13 protein-coding genes, 1 tRNA gene and 1 pseudogene are annotated in these 18,376 nt (G+C 68.6%); 9 read left to right on the top strand and 6 right to left on the bottom strand.

Translation table 11 applies throughout. From position 1 onward, the window contains the following. Positions 1-353 (top strand): annotated as a pseudogene (locus NQV17_RS09980) (aspartate aminotransferase family protein); the annotation flags it as partial. Positions 354-371: 18 nt separating this feature from the next. On the opposite strand, the gene cysC reads toward NQV17_RS09980, so the two are convergent. The 3 genes from cysC to NQV17_RS09965 form a co-directional block, all read right to left on the bottom strand. Continuing rightward, positions 372-911, bottom strand: coding sequence for an adenylyl-sulfate kinase (gene cysC / locus NQV17_RS09975; RefSeq protein WP_257771841.1), 540 nt, complete (start codon positions 909-911; stop codon positions 372-374). Positions 912-1,186: 275 nt separating this feature from the next. Next, positions 1,187-1,261: transfer RNA gene (locus NQV17_RS09970), tRNA-Val, on the bottom strand. 83 nt (positions 1,262-1,344) lie between these two features. Beyond that, positions 1,345-1,827, bottom strand: coding sequence for an Lrp/AsnC family transcriptional regulator (locus tag NQV17_RS09965; RefSeq protein ID WP_257771839.1), 483 nt, complete (start codon positions 1,825-1,827; stop codon positions 1,345-1,347). A gap of 191 nt (positions 1,828-2,018) precedes the next feature. Here NQV17_RS09965 and NQV17_RS09960 point away from each other — a divergent pair, with 191 nt between their 5' ends. From NQV17_RS09960 to NQV17_RS09945, 4 genes are all read left to right on the top strand, one after another. Then, entirely contained in the window at positions 2,019-3,233 is a 1,215-nt protein-coding gene (locus NQV17_RS09960; RefSeq protein ID WP_257771837.1) for an amino acid aminotransferase, read from the top strand. A 30-nt stretch (positions 3,234-3,263) separates the two neighbouring features. Next, positions 3,264-3,650, top strand: coding sequence for a RidA family protein (locus tag NQV17_RS09955; RefSeq protein ID WP_257771835.1), 387 nt, complete (start codon positions 3,264-3,266; stop codon positions 3,648-3,650). 94 nt (positions 3,651-3,744) lie between these two features. After that, on the top strand, positions 3,745-4,815 hold the full coding sequence (locus tag NQV17_RS09950; RefSeq protein ID WP_374692686.1) for a porin: 1,071 nt from the start codon (positions 3,745-3,747) through the stop codon (positions 4,813-4,815). Between the two features lie 92 nt (positions 4,816-4,907). Beyond that, positions 4,908-6,326 carry an amino acid permease gene (locus NQV17_RS09945; protein WP_257771831.1) on the top strand — a complete coding sequence of 473 codons (1,419 nt, stop codon included), beginning with the start codon at positions 4,908-4,910 and terminating at the stop codon, positions 6,324-6,326. 36 nt (positions 6,327-6,362) lie between these two features. Here NQV17_RS09945 and NQV17_RS09940 read toward each other — a convergent pair whose 3' ends face one another. Next, a complete protein-coding gene (locus NQV17_RS09940; RefSeq protein ID WP_124522172.1) occupies positions 6,363-7,265 on the bottom strand; it encodes a LysR family transcriptional regulator in 903 nt (300 codons plus the stop codon). 173 nt (positions 7,266-7,438) lie between these two features. On the opposite strand from NQV17_RS09940, the gene NQV17_RS09935 reads away from it, so the two are divergent. The 3 genes from NQV17_RS09935 to NQV17_RS09925 all read left to right on the top strand — a co-directional run bounded on the left by NQV17_RS09935 (position 7,439) and on the right by NQV17_RS09925 (position 12,004). Then, positions 7,439-9,193, top strand: coding sequence for an acyl-CoA dehydrogenase family protein (locus NQV17_RS09935; RefSeq protein WP_257771827.1), 1,755 nt, complete (start codon positions 7,439-7,441; stop codon positions 9,191-9,193). Further along, positions 9,190-10,401 (top strand): CaiB/BaiF CoA-transferase family protein, encoded by a 1,212-nt coding sequence (locus NQV17_RS09930; RefSeq protein WP_257771825.1) that lies wholly within the window; start codon positions 9,190-9,192, stop codon positions 10,399-10,401. Before NQV17_RS09935 ends, NQV17_RS09930 begins: the two co-directional genes overlap by 4 nt. Positions 10,402-10,591: 190 nt before the next feature. Further along, complete coding sequence (locus NQV17_RS09925; RefSeq protein WP_257771823.1) at positions 10,592-12,004, top strand: MFS transporter; 1,413 nt, start codon at positions 10,592-10,594, stop codon at positions 12,002-12,004. Positions 12,005-12,265: 261 nt separating this feature from the next. On the opposite strand, the gene NQV17_RS09920 is transcribed toward NQV17_RS09925, so the two are convergent. After that, positions 12,266-12,541, bottom strand: coding sequence for an oxidative damage protection protein (locus NQV17_RS09920; RefSeq protein WP_006478357.1), 276 nt, complete (start codon positions 12,539-12,541; stop codon positions 12,266-12,268). A 49-nt stretch (positions 12,542-12,590) separates the two neighbouring features. Beyond that, on the bottom strand, positions 12,591-13,970 hold the full coding sequence (gene argA, locus NQV17_RS09915; protein ID WP_044847668.1) for an amino-acid N-acetyltransferase: 1,380 nt from the start codon (positions 13,968-13,970) through the stop codon (positions 12,591-12,593). A gap of 23 nt (positions 13,971-13,993) precedes the next feature. Here argA and hrpA point away from each other — a divergent pair, with 23 nt between their 5' ends. Beyond that, positions 13,994-18,199, top strand: coding sequence for an ATP-dependent RNA helicase HrpA (hrpA, locus tag NQV17_RS09910; RefSeq protein WP_257771819.1), 4,206 nt, complete (start codon positions 13,994-13,996; stop codon positions 18,197-18,199). Positions 18,200-18,376: the final 177 nt, after the last annotated feature.

Raw genomic sequence — 18,376 nt, 5'->3', positions numbered from 1 at the left:
CCGAGGGAATCGTCGAGCGCGTGAAGCACGACATCGGGCCGTACTTCCAGCATCGGCTGCGCGAAGCGCTCGGCGATCATCCGATCGTCGGCGAGATCGCGGGGGCGGGGCTGGTCGCGGGCGTACAGCTCGCGCGCGATCGCGCGGGGCGCGAGCGGTTCGATGGGAGTGTCGATATCGGCACGATCTGCCGCGACTTCTGCTTCAACGGCAACCTGATCATGCGCGCAACCGGCGACCGGATGCTGCTGTCGCCGCCGCTCGTGATCCGGGAGGCCGAGGTCGACGAGATCGTCGACAAGGCGAAGCGCGCGTTCGACGCGACGGCGGAACGGGTCGGGCGGGTGAGGTGAGCGAACGCGGCGCTTCGGTCAGGCGTAGGCGAAGCGCTGTTGATCGAACTCGATGATGCGCGCGACACACGCGGAGACGGACATCGTTCCGGTCTCGACAACGAGATCGGGCGCGACGGGTGCCTCATAGGGATCGGAGATGCCGGTGAACTGGCGCGTCTGGCCGGTCATGGCCTTCGCGTACAGGCATTTCGGATCGCGCGCGGAGCAGGTCTCGATATCGGTCTTCAAATAGATTTCGACGAAGCGCTCGTCACCGATGGTCTCCCGGGCCAGTTGCCGGTCGGCTGCATACGGGGAAATCAGCGCGACGATCACCATGATCCCCTGATTGTTCATCAGCTTCGCGATTTCGGCGGTACGTCGGCAGTTTTCGGCCCGGTCGTCGCGCCGGAATCCGAGATCGTGCGAGACGCCCGAGCGCAGTTCGTCGCCGTCGAGAATGCAGACCGGAATGTCGTGCGTGCGCAGGTATGCGGCGATCTCGCGTGAGAGCGTGGACTTGCCGGCGCCACTCAGGCCGGTCAACCACAGGGTATGTGAATTCGGCAATGTCATGATGTGTCGCGACGGCGTGAACCAGCCGCAATGCGCGTGCCGGATTCCGTTCGTCTTCTTGATGGTGGGAAGCCGGTGCCGCTCGGCCGGCTGTCATGGTGGTCGATTCTAGTCAGCCGCTATTCGTACACCGTTACCAATTCGTTACCGATTATTACGTACTGGCCGATGGCGCGCGTCGGTATCACGCGATTATCTCTTGGACGTGTGCATTACGAGTGCGGCGCGCAAAACGAAAAGGGCCTGCGTCGTGAGACGCAGGCCCTTGAATTCTTTGGTGGGCGGTACTGGGATCGAACCAGTGACCCCTGCCGTGTGAAGGCAGTGCTCTACCGCTGAGCTAACCGCCCAAAGAAGCTGAAATTATGTCAGAGCTTTTCGGGTTCGTAAAGCACTTTCTTCAAATATTTTTCAGGCCGGTGCAAAAGGTGCGTCAGCCGGCCGTCGACGGCTCGACGAGATCGAGAATCGAGCCGTCGCGCTTGAGCGTCGCGAGCACGATGCTCGAATTGATCGACATCACGCCCGTCGCGCGATGCAGCCGGTTGATCACGAAGTCCGAGTAGTGGTCGAGGTCGCGCGCCCGCACCGTCAGCACGTAGTTCGAGCCGCCCGTCACGATCTGCGCGGCGATGACTTCCGGCCACTGCTGGATCGCCTCCACGAAGCGGTCGTGCCATTCGGGCTCGTCCGGTCGCATCGACACGTGCACGAGCGCCTCGAATGCGACGCCGACCTTCTTCGGCTCGATCGTGCAGCGGTAGCCGGAAATGGCGCCGCGTTCCTCGAGCAGCTTCACGCGCCGCAGGCACGCCGACGGCGACAGCGCGACCGCGTTCGCGAGGTCCTGATTGCTGATGCGTCCGTCCCGCTCGAGGTGCCGGAGGATCCGCATGTCGGTTCGATCCAGGTGCATTTCGCAGAATTCCGTCAATTTTTAGATGGTAGGCGCAGACTCTACTGCAATCGGCGAGATTCGTCATCGAAAAGTGAAGCTCATTCTATTTCGTCCTCGATAACATGCGCCCCATGCCTCGACCGCACGGCCTGACATGCCGTCACGCCGCCGGCCGTATCGCCGCCTTCAACCCCGACCGTCATTCCGCCATGTACGAACACATTCCCGCCTATCCGGGCGATCCGATCCTGTCGCTGTTCCAGGCGTTCCAGCAGGATGCCCATCCGCACAAGGTCAACCTCAGCATCGGCCTCTATTACGACGACGCGGGCCGCATCCCCGTGCTGGAGAGCACGCGTCTCGCGGCCGAGCGCCTGCGCGAAGCCGGCGCGCCGCATACGTATCTGCCGATGGAAGGGCTCGCCGCGTATCGGGAGGGCGTGCAGCGCCTCGTGTTCGGCGCCGGCTGCACGGCGCTCGCGCAAGGACGCATCGCGACGCTGCAGACGCTCGGCGGCTCGGGCGCGCTGCGGCTCGGCGCGGAATTCGTGAAGCGCTATTTCCCCGACAGCGCGATCTGGATCAGCGATCCGACGTGGGACAACCATCGCGTGATCTTCGCGGCGGCCGGCCTCGACGTGCACACGTATCCGTACTACGACGCAGCGCGCAACGATCTGCGCGTCGACGCGATGCTCGCGGCGCTCGACGCGCTGCCCGCGCGCAGCATCGTGCTGCTGCAGCCGTGCTGCCACAACCCGACGGGCCTCGACCTCGACCGCGACGCATGGCGCGCGGTGATCGACGTGCTCGCGCGCCGCGGGCTGATTCCGTTCCTCGACATGGCGTACCAGGGCTTCGGCGACGGTCTCGACGACGACGCATGGGCCGTGCGCGCGATCGTCGAAGCCGGGCTGCCGGCGATCGTCAGCAACTCGTTCTCGAAGAATTTCTCGCTGTATGGCGAGCGCGTCGGCGGCCTGTCGATCGTCTGCGCGAGCGCGGGCGAAGCGGCGACGGTGCTGAGCCAGCTGCAGGCCGGCGTGCGCCGCACCTACTCGAGCCCGCCGCTGTTCGGCGCGCAACTCGTGTCGGCGGTGCTGAACGACGACGTCCTGCGTGCGTGCTGGGAAGACGAGGTGGCCCAGGTGCGCACGCGCATCAAGCGCATGCGCGGCGCGCTGAAGGCGCGGCTCGACGCGCGCTTGGCCGGGCCCGCGTTCGACGCGCTCGTCACGCAGCGCGGCATGTTCAGCTATACGGGCATCGCCGCGGCCGACGTGGACCGGCTGCGCGCGTCGCACGGCGTCTACCTGCTGCGTTCGGGCCGCATGTGCATCGCGGGCCTGAACGACGCGAACGTCGAGCACGTCGCGTACGCGATCGCCGACGTGCTCGGCGGTACGTCGCGCCAGGCTGCCTGAGCGGCCGATCCCGAACCGAAGGAGGATACGATGGCAGACACGATCCCGGTCGACTTGCCGCAACTCTCGCAGCCATTCTCGTGGGCGACCCGCGCGGGCGGGCTGATGTTTACCGGCCACGGCCCGGTCGATGCGTCCGGCGCGATCGCAGGCGACACGATGACGGGGCAGGCGCGCCTCACGCTCGGCAATCTCGCGAAGGCCGTCGCGGCGGCCGGCGCGACGATGGACGACGTCGCGCAGGTGCTCGTCTACCTGTCCGACGTGAAGGCGATGCCCGAATTCGACGCCGAATACCGGCGCCACTTTCGCGAACCGTACCCGAACCGCACGTGCGTGGGCGTGCAGGGCTTCGCGCACCCGGACATGCGCGTCGAACTCGTCGCGTACGTCGCGTTGCCGGCGGCACGCGGCTAGAAAGCACGCAACTCGGCGCGGATTGCAGTACCCACGATTACCGACATACCCCAACCAGCACACATCGATAATTCAGACAAGGATGGAGACGAAGATGAGGAGCATCAATCGATTCGCACTACCGACGATCGCCGGCCTGCTCGCCGCGAGCGGCGCGATGGCGCAGAGCAGCGTGACGCTGTACGGCATCGTCGACCAGAGCATTCGCTACACGACGCATGCGAATGCGTCGAACGACGCGAGCGTGCAGATGACCAACGGTGCGATCACCAACAGCCGCTGGGGCCTGAAGGGCAGCGAAGCGCTCGGCGGCGGGCTGACGGCGATCTTCCGGCTCGAGAGCGGCTTCGAGCCGCAGAACGGGCAGCTCGACGGCGCGCTGTTCGGCCGCTACGCGTATGTCGGCCTGGCGAGCGACTGGGGTACCGTGAAGCTCGGCCGGCAGGCGACCGAGGCATTCAACCTGTTCGGCGATCTCGATCCGCTCACGGTCGGCAACTACACGGCCAACATGTGGCCGTACTTCCTCACGCAGGGCCGCGCGAGCAACGTGGTCAGCTACGACGGCACGTTCGGCGGGCTGAACGTCGGCGCGAGCTACGGCTTCGGCGGCGTCGCGGGCAGCCTCGGCGCGAATGCGTACTGGGGCACGCGCGTGTCGTACACGCTCGGCGGGCTGATGGTCGGCGCGACCTACCAGCAGGTGCGCGACCTGACGAGCCGCGCGCAGCAGGCGTGGGGCGCGGGCGCACGCTACGCGTTCGGCGCGGCGACGCTGTACGCGGGCTATCTCGGCGGCATCGACCGCACCGGCATGCTCGACCGGCAATTGCTGAACGCGCCGGGCCGCGACGTGACCTACGGTGCGTTCGCCGACAATCCGCGCCGCGACGCGATCTTCTATACCGGCGCGAGCGTGCAGGTCACGCCGGCAGTATCGGTGACGGGCGTCGCGTACTACGACGACATCCGCAACGTCAACGGCATCGCCGGTAACGGTGGAAAACGCTACACGGGCGTGCTCGAGGCCGAGTACGCGCTGTCGAAGGCGACGCAGGTCTACGCGACGGTCGACTACAACCGGGTGACCGGCGGCGCGTTCACCGAAATGCCCGGACGCGGCAACCAGACGGGTATCGCAGCCGGCTTGCGCCACCTGTTCTGAGCATGCGGCGCGCGGTGGCCGGTGCGGTCCGGCACCGGTCCGTGCGCCGTCGACGTTTCGGCCGGACACACGCTTTCGAACGAGGTCATTCGATGCAACCTGAAGGGCAATTCCAGCACATCGCGGCGCGCGAGCAGGGTCTGCGCCGCACACTTTCCGCACGGCAGATGGCGATGATCGCGATCGGCGGTGCGATCGGCACCGGTCTCTTTCTCGGCAGCGGGTTCGCGATCGGCTTCGCGGGCCCGAGCGTGCTCGTCAGCTACGCGATCGGCGCGTTCATCTCGCTGTTGCTGATGGGCTGTCTTGCGGAGATGACGGTCGCGCATCCGACCTCCGGGTCGTTCGGCGCATACGCCGAACATTACGTGAGCCCGTGGGCCGGGTTCCTCGTGCGCTATGCGTACTGGGCGTGCATCGTGCTCGCGGTGGGCACCGAAGTCACCGCGATCGCGCTGTACATGAAGTACTGGTTCCCGGGCGTGCCGGGCTGGCTGTGGATCGTCGGCTTCTCGGCGCTGCTCGTGTTCGTCAACGCGCGCAGCGTCGACGTGTTCGGCGCGGTCGAATACGGCTTCTCGGTCGTGAAGATCGCGGCGATCGTCGGCTTCATCGTGCTCGGCGCGTACGTCGTGTTCGGCAATCCGGCACTGGTCGGCGACGGTGCGGCCCGCGCGGGCTTCCACCATTACACCGGGCACGGCGGCTTTTTCCCGAAGGGCATGTGGGGGATGTGGGTCGCGGTGATCGTGTCGATCTTCAGCTACCTGAGCATCGAGATGATCGCGGTCGCGGCGGGCGAGGCGGAAGATCCCGAGCGCGCGGTGACGCGCGCGTTCCGCTCGACGATCGTGCGGCTCGTGCTGTTCTACCTCGTCACGCTCGCGCTGATGCTCGCGATCGTGCCGTGGACGGCGGCGGGGCGCGACGAGAGCCCGTTCGTGAAGGTGATGGAGGCGATCCACCTGCCGGGCGCGGCCGGGCTGATCAACTTCGTCGTGCTGATCGCCGCGCTGTCCGCGATGAACAGCCAGCTCTACATCACGACGCGGATGATGTTCAGCCTGTCGCGCGCGGGTTATGCGCCGAAGGCGCTCGGCGAGGTCGACGCGCGCGGCGTGCCGTTCGGCGCGCTGCTGCTGTCGACGCTCGGCATCGCGCTCGCGACGGTCCTGAGCGTGCTGTACCCGGACGCGTCGTTCACGATCATGATGGCGGTGTCGATGTTCGGCGCGTTGTTCACGTGGATGATGATCTTCGTCACGCATTATTGCTTCCGGCGGCGTCGCGCGGCGCTCGGCCTGCCGGCGCCCGCGTTCCGGATGCACGGCTTTCCGCTGCTGACGCTGCTCGGCGCGGCGCTGATGCTCGCGGTGATGGTGACGACCTACTTCACGGCCGAATTCCACATGACGCTGATCTTCGGCATTCCGTTCCTGATCGCGCTGTCCGTCGTGTACGCGGTGTGGTACCGGCGCGCGCAGCCGGTGCTGCAGCCGGAAGCGAAGTAACGGGGCAGTGCCGGCGCGAAATGCCGGCGCGCCGGCTCAGCCCGCGAGCGCGGGCAGCGCGTCGATCGATGCGCGCACGTAGTCGGCGAAGCGCAGCGCGACCGGTTCGGCGGTGCCGCTGCGCTTCAGTTCGAGCGTGCGCGATTCGAGCGACGCATCCTTCAGCGGCCGGAACGCGAGCCGGTCGCTCTTCACCTGCTGCAGCACGCGCGGCACCAGCGCGATGCCCATTCCGAACTCGATCATCGACAGGATCGTCTGCCACAGCCGCGCCTCGTGACGGATCAGCGGGCTGAATCCCGCGTTCACGCATTGCGCGATGATCAGGTCGTGATAGTGCGGCGCCGCGTCGCGCGGAAACAGGATGAACGGTTCCTCGGCCAGCGTGGCGAGCGCGACCTGACGGCGCCGCGCGAGCGGATGCGCGGCCGGCAGGCAGCAGACGAACGGTTCCGCGTAGACGGGCGCCGATTCGACCTCGGGCGGGCAGTGGCCCCAGTGCGCGTAGCCGAGATCGATCTGGCCGCGCTGGATCGCCTGCACCTGCGCCTGCGTGTTCATCTCGCTCAGCACGATCTCGACGCCCGGGTAATCGGCCTCGAAGCGCCGCACCGCATCGGGCAGCCCGCGATAAAGCATCGAATGGACGAAGCCGATCCGCAGCCGGCCCGCGAGGCCGGACGCCGAGCGTACCGTGAGCCGCTCGGCCTCGGCCGCCTGCAGCAGCAGCCGGCGCGCTTCGCCGAGCAGCACCGCGCCCGCGTTGGTCAGCGCGACCGTCTTGTTGGTGCGCGAAAAGAGCTGCACGCCGAGCGCGTCCTCGAACTTGCGGATGTCGAAGCTCAAGGCCGGCTGCGAGATGAACAGGCGCTTCGCCGCGCGCCCGAAATGCAGTTCCTCGGCGACCGCCACGAAGTAGCGCAACTGCCTCAGTTCCATGCTGTCTCCTTCCCGCATCGGCATCGATAAGCACTGTCTATCGTACCGGATAAATCCTGTATTGGACGCTTATCGATCGCGCGCCTAGGCTCTGTTGAACGCCGGGCACCAGCCGGCCGCGCCGCCGCGGCGCGGGCACCGGCCGGTAGCCGGGCCATCCTGGAGACGCATGCATGAACGACACCGCTCGCACGCCGGACACCGGCGCGGCCAACAACATCCCCGATAGCCGGGGCATCAATTTCTTCACGGCCGATCCCGATCTCGGCGCGTTGCTGAAACTGCATCTCGGTGACGCGCGCTACGCGGAACTCGAACCGCAGCTGCACGCGCTCGGCGCGCGCGTGTCGGGCGAGCTCGACGCATGGGCGTCGCGCGCGGACAAGCATCCGCCCGTGCTCGAACACCGCAACCGGCGCGGCGAAGCCGTGCAGCGGATCGACAAGGATCCCGCGTACGTCGCGCTCGAACGCGTCGCGTATGCGGAACTCGGGCTCGCGTCGCTGAGCCACCAGCCCGACGCGGTCGCGCCGCTCGTCAAGTACGCGTTGACGTTCCTGTTCGTGCAGGCCGAATTCGGGCTGTGCTGCCCGGTCAGCATGACCGATTCGCTGACGCGCACGCTGCGTCGCTTCGGCGACCCGGCACTCGTCGAGCGCTATCTGCCGATGCTCGCATCGCGCGATTTCGACACGCTGTTCCAGGGCGCGATGTTCATGACCGAGCAGGCGGCCGGCTCCGACGTCGCGCGCATCGCGACGCGCGCGGTGCGCGAAGCCGACGCGCAGGGCGAGGCGGTGTGGCGCCTCTTCGGCGACAAGTGGTTCTGCTCGAACGCGGACGCAGACCTGGCGATGGTGCTCGCGCGGCCCGACGGCGCGCCGGACGGCATCAAGGGGCTCGCCTTGTTCCTGCTGCCGAAGACGCTGCCGGACGGCACGCGCAACCGCTACCGGATCGTGCGGCTGAAGGACAAGCTCGGCAGCCGTTCGATGGCGAGCGGCGAGATCGCGCTCGAAGGCGCGCAGGCATACCTGATCGGCGAGATCGGCCGCGGCTTTCACCAGATGGCCGACATGATCAACATGTCGCGGCTGTCGAACGGCGTGCGCGCGGCGGGCCTGATGCGGCGTGCGCTGAACGAGTCGCTGCACGTGGCCGCCCACCGCGCCGCATTCGGCCGCAAGCTGATCGAGATGCCGCTGATGCAGCGCCAGCTGATGAAGATGCTGCTGCCCGCCGAGGCCGCGCGCGCGATGTTCATGCAGATCGCGCTGCTGCTGCCGCAGGCGGATGCGGGCGACGAGCAGGCCGCGCGCTGCGTGCGCATCCTGACGCCGCTGATCAAGTTCCGCGCGTGCCGCGACGCACGCCGTGTGACGGGCGACGCGATGGAGGTGCGCGGCGGCACCGGCTACATCGAGGAATGGAGCGATGCGCGCCTCGTGCGCGATGCGCATCTCGGCTCGATCTGGGAAGGCACCAGCAACATCGTCGCGCTCGACGTCGCGCGCGCCGCGCAGCGCGAGCAGGCGCTCGATGCGCTGCGCACGTTCCTCGCCGACCGGCTCGGCGCGGCGCCGCTGCCCGACGCGAGCCGCGCGGCACTGCGGCGCATTCTCGCGCGCGCGTGCGATGCGCTCGCCCGGGTCGCGGCGGAAGGCGACGACGCGCGCGTGCGGCAGGCCGCGTCGGCGCTGTACTACGCGAGCGCGGCCGTGCTGATGGCATGCGAGGGCGCGCGGCTCGCGCCCGATTACCGGCGCCTCGCGCTCGCGCACCTGATCGTGCGTCACAAGCTGTTGCCGGTCGATCCGCTCGCGTCGGCGTCGCGCGACGACGAGGTAGCGGCGTTCGATGCGTTGCTGCGCGGCACGCCGGTACCGCTCGACATGGCGCTCGACCTGCTGCCGGAGGTCGAACGATGAGCACGACGAAAGCGACCCGCGGCGCACTTGACGGCCTGAAGGTCGTCGACCTGAGCCGCGTGCTCGGCGGCCCGTACTGCACGCAGGCACTCGCCGACCACGGCGCGACGGTGATCAAGATCGAGCCGCCCGACGGCGACGAGACGCGCGGCTGGGGCCCGCCGTTCCTCGGCGACACCGCGTGGTACTTCATGGGCGTGAACCGCAACAAGGAGGGCGTCGCGCTCGACCTGTCCCGCGACGAAGGGCGCGCGATCCTGTGGCGCCTGCTCGAGAGCGCCGACGTGCTCGTCGAGAACTTCAAGCCCGGCACGCTCGCGCGCTGGGGCATGGACTACGCGCGCGACCTGCAGCCGCGTTTCCCGCGCCTGATCCACTGCGCGGTGACGGGCTTCGGCGACGACGGCCCGCTCGGCGGGCTGCCCGGCTACGACGCGGTGATCCAGGCGATGGCCGGGCTGATGAGCGTGAACGGCGAGCGCGACGGCGACGCGACGCGCATCGGGCTGCCGATCGTCGACATGGTCACCGGACTCAACGCGCTGACCGGCATCCTGCTCGCGCTCGCGGAGCGCGAGCAGAGCGGGCAGGGCCAGTCGATCGACATCGCGCTGTACGACTGCGGCGTGTCGCTGCTGCATCCGCACCTGCCGAACTTCTTCGGCTCGGGGCGCGTGCCCGAGCGCAGCGGCAACGCGCACCCGAACATCGCGCCGTACGACAGCTATCGCACGGCCACCGTGCCGATCTTCCTCGCGGTCGGCAACGACCGGCAGTTCGCGCGGCTCGTCGCGCATCTCGGCGCGCCGGCGCTGGCCGGCGATCCGCGCTTCGTCGACAACCGCAGCCGCTGCGCGCACCGGCCCGAACTGAAGGCCGAACTCGAGGCACGGCTCACCGCGCATCCGTGCGAGCCGCTCGCGCGCGACCTGATGGCGGCGGGCGTGCCGTGCGGGCCGGTGCGCACGGTCGCCGACGTTGCGCGCGATCCGCATGCGCTGCATCGCGAGTTGTTCGTCGAGATCGGCGCGTATCGCGGCACCGCATCGCCGGTGAAGCTGTCGCGCACGCCGGCGACCTATCGTTCGCCGCCGCCCGCGCTCGGCCGCGACACGCGCGCGGTGCTCGACCGCCTCGGCGTCGATCCCGCGCTCCAGCAGCAGCTGCTCGACGCGGGCGTGCTGAAGGTCGCGCCGGACCCGACGTGACCGGACGAGTGGCCCTGCAGGTGCGCGACCTGGACCGACAGATCGCGACGTAAAGCGACATAGGGCGGCGTAAAGCAGCCCCGCGTCGAGCAATCGCTCGTAACGCAACCCCGCCAGCCGGCGGCGCAAGGCCGGCCATTCGGCAACGCGCGCGACAGTCGCGCCGCCGATCACAAACATGGAGACATCGATGAGCCGTCCGCAATCCCCGTCCGCCGCGCAGCCGCGGCCCGGCCGTGCCGCCCTCGCGGCGTTCGTCGGCACCACGATCGAGTGGTACGACTTCTACATCTACGGCACCGCCGCCGCGCTCGTGTTCGGCAAGGTGTTCTTTTCGAGCACGATGAATCCCGGCGTCGCGACGCTGCTCGCGTTCGTCACGTTCTGGGCCGGCTTCGCCGCGCGGCCGCTCGGCGGCATCGTGTTCGGGCATCTCGGCGATCGCGTCGGCCGCAAGACCGCGCTCGTGATCACGCTGGTGATGATGGGGCTTGCCACGACCGGCATCGGCCTGTTGCCCGGCTATGCGTCGATCGGCGTGTGGGCGCCCGCGGGCCTCGTCGTGCTGCGCGTGCTGCAGGGCATCGCGGTAGGCGGCGAGTGGGGCGGCGCGGTGCTGATCGCGAGCGAGAACGCGCCGAAGCATCGCAGCATCCTGTATGCGGCGTTCGCGCAGCAGGGTTCGCCCACCGGCAACCTGCTCGCCACCGCTGCCTTCTTCGCGCTGAGCGCGCTGCCGACGCTGTCGTTCCTGATGTGGGGCTGGCGCATTCCGTTCCTGCTGTCGGCGGTGCTCGTGATCATCGGGATGGTGATCCGGCTGCGGCTCGAGGAATCGATCGACATGCAGCGCGTGCTCGCGCGCAAGCGCACGGTGAAGCTGCCGTTGCGCGACGTCGTGCGCGACCACTGGCCGGTCGTGCTGCTCGCGGCCGGCACGCTGCCGGTGATCAACGTCACGTATTTCCGCAGCACGTTCGCGCTGTCGTGGGCGACCAAGGAGCTCGGTTATGCGCAGGGCACGTTCCTCGGCATCCTGTCGATCTCGCTCGTCGTGCAGTTCCTGATGCAGCCGGTCGGCGCGTGGTTCGTGTCGAAGGTCGACATGCGGCGCGCGATGTGCTGGATCCTGATTCCGGAGATCGTGCTGATGCCGGTGATGTTCCATGCGCTCGCGACGCGTTCGTACTGGGTCGCCGTCGCGGGCATGTGCATCTCGACGATTCCGTCGGCGATGTTCTACGGTGCGGTCGGCGGCGTGCTCGCGCGCGTGTTTCCGGCCAACATCCGCTATACGGGCCTGTCGCTCGCGTACCAGCTGAGCGCGCTCGTCGTCGGCGGCGGCACGCCGGTGCTCGCGCAGGCGATCCTGAACGCGACCGGCAGCATCGTCGGCGTCGCGATCGCGTCGGGGTTGTACGCGCTCGTGTCGCTCGCGTGCATGCTCGCGCTGCTGAATCGCACCGGCTACCGCGCGGACGAGCTGTCGACGGCCGAGCGCAGCGACGCGGCCGAGTGGGGCGCCGAAAGTGCGAGCGCTGAAAGTCCGGCCGGCGAGACCGCCCAGCCAGGCGAGCGCGGCGCGTTGAAACCGGCGGGGTGAGACGGGGAGGCCGGCGTGATTCGGCACGCTGGCGATTCGGTAATTCGGTAACTCGGTGAGGCGGTAATGCGGTGACGCGATAATTCGCCGCTCCGGCGGCATCGCGCGCCGGACGGATCGCGCGCCGCACGGCCTCGACTCACGCCAAAAATCTCGCGTCCCAAAAGCAAACGGCACCGTGCGATCCACGGTGCCGTTTGCCTGGCGGTTGCTTCACGTCGCGACGAGGCCGGCACGGCCGGCCATCGCGCTGCGCGGTGCTTAGCCTTCCGTCGGCGGCACGTAGCCGGACGCCTGGTCGGCGCCGTCGCCGAAGAAATACTTCTCGGTCTGCTTCATCAGGTACTGGCGCGCGCGCGGGTCGGCCATGTTCAGGCGGTTCTCGTTGATCAGCATCGTCTGCTGCTTGAGCCAGCCTTGCCACGCTTCCTTCGACACGCTTTCGTAGATGCGCTTGCCGAGTTCGCCCGGCAGCGGCGGGAAATCGAGACCCTCGGCTTCCTTGCCGAGCTTCGCGCATTGGATCATTCGAGCCATCGTGTACTTCTCCTGTAATCGGTCTGGGGGAGGGCAGTCGTGCCTGTGCTCAGAGCTGCTTCATCAGCACGAGCGACTTGCGCTGCCAGTTGTAGAGTTTGCGGCGGTCTTCCGGCAGGTCGTCGACGCTGACCTTGACGAAGCCGCGCTTGAGGAACCAGTGCTCGGTGCGCGTCGTGAGCACGAAGATGTGCGTGAGGCCGCGCGCCCGGGCGCGCTGCTCGATGCGCTTGAGCAGGCGTTCGCCGTCGCCCGAGCCCTGCGCTTCCGGCGCGACCGTCAGGCACGCCATCTCGCCGATCTTTTCCTGCTGGTACGGATACAGCGCCGCGCAGCCGAACAGCACGCCATCGTGCTCGATCACCGAGAAGTGGTCGATGTCGCGTTCGATCTGGTGGCGGCCGCGCCGCACCAGCGTGCCGTCCGACTCGAGCGGCTCGATCAGCGACAGGATGCCGCCGACGTCGTCCGGCGTCGCTTCGCGCAGGCTCTCGAGGTTCTCGTACGAGATCATCGTGCCGACGCCGTCGTGCAGGAACAGTTCGAGCAGCATGCTGCCGTCGAGCGACTGCGGAATCAGGTGGGCCCGGGTCACGCCGCCGCGGCACGCGCGGATCGAGTGCTTCAGGAAGAACGCGTCGTCGCCCTGGATGTTGCCCGAATCGAGCAGCTCGGCGGCCGCGTCGAGCGACATTTCGCGGATCAGCCCGCCTTCGTCGTCGACGATGCCGGGCGCTTCGGTCAGGAAGATGATCTTGTCGGCGCGCAGCGCGATCGCGGCGGCCGATGCGACGTCTTCCATCGACAGGTTGAACGCCTCGCCGGTCGGCGAGAAGCCGAGCGGCGACAGCAGCACGAGCTTGCGGCTCGCGAGCGAATGACGGATCGATTCGGCGTCGATCTTGCGCACGATGCCCGTGTGCGCGAAATCGACCCCGTCGAGAATCCCCACCGGCCGCGCGGTCACGAAGTTGCCGGACACGACGCTGATGTGCGCGTGCGCCATCGGCGAGTTCGGCAGACCCTGGCTGATCGCGGCCTCGATGTCGAGACGCACTTCGCCGGCCGCTTCCTTCGCGGATTCGAGCGCGCGCGCATCGGTGATGCGCAGCCCGTGCGAAAACTCGGATTCGACACCATGCAGGCTCAGCTGCTCCTCGACCTGCGGCCGCGAGCCGTGCACCAGCACGATCTGGATGCCCATCGCCTGCAGGAGCGCGATGTCGGACACGAGCGCGTTCAGCAGGCCCTGCTGTACCACCTCGCCGCCGAACCCCACGACGAACGTGCTGTTGCGGAACTTGTGGATATAGGGCGCGACGGAACGCATCCAGTCGACGAACTGCGCGTGGCTGGCGGCCGAATCGTCGGCGGCCGGCGGCGTCGCGGCGCCGGTCTGGGCGGGAGGGAGGTCGGTTTGGGAATTCATGGGCGGGATTATAATGCGCCCCCATGTCGAATGTACCTAAAAGTCCCGCGCCGACGCGGGCCAAAGCGCCGTCGGCGACGCACCCGGATGGTGCGGCCGATGCGCGTCAGCAGCAGGGCCAGCCGCCGCGCCAGCAGCAGGAAAAGCCGGCGGGCAAGCCGGCCCACGCGCCGCGCGGCGACGAACGGCGTGGCGATACGCGCCAGCCGTCCGCGAAGGGCGCACCGCAGGCCGCCGGCGAGCGCGCTCCGCGCCGTGAGCGTGCGCCGCGCGCCACCGTCGCGCCGAATCCCGTTCCGCCGATCACTTACCCCGAAAGCCTGCCGGTGTCGGGCAAGCGCGACGAAATCGCGCGCGCGATCGCCGGTCATCAGGTTGTCATCGTCTGCGGCGAGACGGGTTCGGGCAAGACCACGCAGCTGCCGAAGATCTGCCTCGATCTCGGCCGCGGCCTCGGCGCCGGCGGCACGGGCCTGATCGGCCATACGCAGCCGCGGCGCCTGGCCGCATCGTCGACCGGCCGCCGGATCGCCGAGGAACTCGGCACGCCGTTCGGCGAGGTGGTCGGCTACAAGGTGCGCTTCACCGACAATCTCGCGCCGGGCGCGTCCGTCAAGCTGATGACGGACGGCATCCTGCTCGCCGAGACGCAGACCGATCCGCTGCTGAAGGCGTACGACACGCTGATCATCGACGAGGCGCACGAGCGCAGCCTGAACATCGACTTCCTGCTCGGCTACCTGAAGGAAATCCTGCCGCGGCGGCCCGACCTGAAGCTGATCGTCACGTCCGCGACGATCGACGCCGATCGCTTCGCGCGCCATTTCGGCACCGACGAGCGCCCGGCGCCCGTGATCGAGGTGAGCGGGCGGCTGTACCCGGTCGAGATGCGCTACCGGCCGGTGGCCGAGGACCGCCCGGCGGTCAAGAATGCCGAAGGCACCGGCGGGCGCGACCGCGTGAAGACCGCGCGCGAGGCCGAGCGCGACCTGATGGACGCGATCGTCGACGCGGTCGACGAGCTGTGCCGCGAAGGCCCCGGCGACGTGCTGGTGTTCCTGCCCGGCGAGCGCGAGATCCGCGAGGCGGCCGAGGCGCTGCGCAAGCACCATCCGCCGCACACCGAGATCCTGCCGCTGTTCGCGCGGCTGTCGGCGTCCGACCAGGACAAGGTGTTCAAGGCGTCGAACGCGCGCCGCATCGTGCTCGCGACCAACGTGGCCGAAACCTCGCTGACGGTGCCGGGCATCCGCTACGTCGTCGACACCGGGCTCGCGCGCGTGAAGCGCTATTCGTACCGGAACAAGGTCGAGCAGCTGCAGGTCGAGTCGATCTCGCAGGCCGCGGCGAACCAGCGCGCGGGCCGCTGCGGCCGGGTGGCCGACGGCGTCTGCATCCGCTTGTACGAGGAAAGCGACTACCAGGCGCGCGCGCGCTTCACCGATCCGGAAATCCTGCGCTCGTCGCTCGCGTCGGTGATCCTGCGGATGAAATCGCTGCACCTGACGGCGATCGAATCGTTCCCGTTCCTCGAGCCGCCGCCCGGCCGCGCGATCGCGGATGGCTACCAGTTGCTCAATGAACTCGGCGCGGTCGACGACGACAACGCGCTGACGCCGCTCGGCCGCGAACTCGCGCGGCTGCCGCTCGATCCGCGCGTCGGCCGGATGATTCTCGCCGCGCGCGACCAGCAGTCGCTGCGCGAGGTGCTGATCATCGCGAGCGCGCTGTCCGTGCAGGACCCGCGCGACCGGCCGATCGAAGCGCAGGAGCAGGCCGACCAGGCGCACCGCCGGTTCGCCGACGAGCGTTCCGAATTCCTGCAGTGGCTGAAGATCTGGGCGTGGTTCGAAGAGGCCGTCGCACACAAGAAGTCGAACCGCCAGCTGATCGACGCGTGCCGGCAGAATTTCCTGTCGCACCTGCGGCTGCGCGAATGGCGCGACGTCCATTCGCAGCTGCTGACGGTCGTGCGCGAACACGGCTGGCGCCTCAACGAGGTCGAGGCGACCTACGAGCAGGTGCATCTGGCCCTGTTGACGGGCCTGCTCGGCAACCTCGGCATGAAGGCCGACGACGATCCGCACTACCTCGGCGCGCGCGGCATCAAGTTCTATCTGTGGCCGGGCTCCGCGCTCGCGAAGAAGGCCGGCCGCTGGGTGATGGCGGCCGAACTCGTCGAGACGAGCCGGCTGTACGCGCGCTGCCTGGCGAAGATCGAGCCGGAGTGGGTCGAGAAGATCGGCGCGCACCTGCTGAAGAAATCGCTGTCGGAGCCGCATTGGGAAAAGCGTCCCGCGCAGGTCAGCGCGTTCGAGCGCGCGACGCTGTACGGGCTGCCGATCTACCACCGCCGGCGCGTCGCGTTCGGCAAGCAGGACCCGGCGCGGGCGCGCGAGCTGTTCATCCGCGGCGCGCTGGTCGAAGGCGAATTCGACACGAAGCTGCCGTTCTTCGCGCACAACCGCAAGCTGCTCGCCGACATCGAGCAGCTCGAGCACAAGTCGCGCCGCCAGGACGTGCTGGTCGACGACGAGCTGATCTACGCGTACTACGACCAGGCGATCCCGGAAGGAATTCACACGGGCGTCGCGTTCGAGCGCTGGTATCGGGACGAAGTGAAGAAGGGCGGCCAGGCGGAGGACAAGCAGCGCCTGCTGTACCTGTCGCGCGACGACCTGATGCGCCACGAGGCGGCCGGCGTCACGACCGAGCTGTTTCCGAAGCGCGCGACGATGGCCGGCGTCGAGATGGCGCTGACCTACCACTTCGAGCCCGGCACGCCGCGCGACGGCGTGACGCTCGCGGTGCCGCTCTATGCGCTGAACCAGGTCGACGCGCGCCGCTGCGAATGGCTCGTGCCGGGGATGCTGAAGGAAAAGGTGCAGCTGCTGCTGAAGTCGCTGCCGCAGAAGCTGCGCCGGCATTGCGTGCCGCTGCCCGAGTACGCGGCCGGCTTCGTCGAGCGCACGGGCCGCGAGCGCTTCGGCGCGGGCGGCCTCGTCGAGGCGCTGATCGCCGACGTGCGCGGCGAGACGCAGGTCGCGATGAAGACGGCCGACTTCAAGCTCGAGACGCTGCCCGCGCACCTGTTCATGAACTTCAAGGTGATCGACGAGCACGGCCGCCAGCTCGCGATGGGGCGCAATCTCGCGCAACTGCGCCAGGAACTCGGCGCGCAGGCGCAGCAGCAGTTCCAGAAGATCGCGGCGGCGTCGACGATCGCGCCCGGCGGCGAAGCCGGCGCGGACGACGCGGGCGCCACGCCGGCGCCGGCCGCCACGGCGGGTTCCGCAGCTTCGGCGGCGAAGGGCGGCAAGCCGGGCAAGGGCGTCGCACCGAACACGGCCGCCCCGGCGGAAGCCGGCGCGACCGCGCTGTACGAGAACCTGACGACGTGGAACTTCGGCAAGCTCCCCGAGCTGCTGGAGATCCGCCGGCGCGGCCAGACGCTGTACGGCTATCCGGCGCTCGTCGATCGCGGCACGCATTGCGACGTCGAGGTGTTCGACTCGCCGGAGGAGGCCGCGCGGATCCACCGGGCCGGCTTGCGGCGGCTGTTCGCGCTGCAGCTGAAGGAGCCGATCAAGTTCCTCGAAAAGAACTTGCCGGGGCTGCGCGAGATGGCGATGCAGTACATGTCGCTCGGCACGCAGGACGAGCTGCGCGACCAGCTGATCGACACGGCGCTCGACCGCGCGTGCCTGCAGGATCCGCTGCCCGACGACGACGCGAGCTTCCACGCGCGCCGCGACGAAGGCCGCAGCCGACTGAACCTGCTCGCGCAGGAGATCGCGCGGCTCGTCGGGCAGATCCTCGCCGAGTACGCGGGGCTCGCGAAGAAGCTCGCGCAGGCGAAGCCGTTCGCGCAGGCCCACGCGGATCTGCAGCAGCAGCTCGCCGCGCTGGTCGGCAAGCGCTTCGTGATCGACACGCCTTACGTGCAGCTTGCACACTTCCCGCGCTACCTGAAAGGCATCGCGCTGCGGATCGACAAGCTGAAGGCCGACCCGGCGCGCGACGCGAAGCAGTCCGGCGAGCTGCTGCCGCTCGTCCAGCAGTACCAGCGCGCGGTGTCGCAGCGCGGCGGCGTCGCCGACCCGCGGCTCGCGGAATTCCGCTGGCTGCTGGAGGAACTGCGCATTTCGCTGTTCGCGCAGGAACTGCGCACGCCGATGCCTGTCTCTGTCAAGCGTCTGCACAAGGTCTGGGAGTCGATGCAGCGCTAGCGCAACGGCGGTTTTCCGGGCCCGCACCGGCGGCCGGCCCGGCCGGCCGCGCGGCGCCTGCCGCGGCGGGCCGCACGGCGGCCGCGGCCGTGCGTCGAAGTGGCGCAGAGCCGACTCTCGTCAACCGGCAGGGCCGGTCGAGCGTTTTACAATGACTGCTGTTCCACGACGTGAGTC

This window comes from Burkholderia sp. SCN-KJ (assembly GCF_024656005.1).
Classification (GTDB): Bacteria; Pseudomonadota; Gammaproteobacteria; order Burkholderiales; family Burkholderiaceae; genus Burkholderia.
This window is presented reverse-complemented; position numbering and strand designations above follow the sequence as displayed.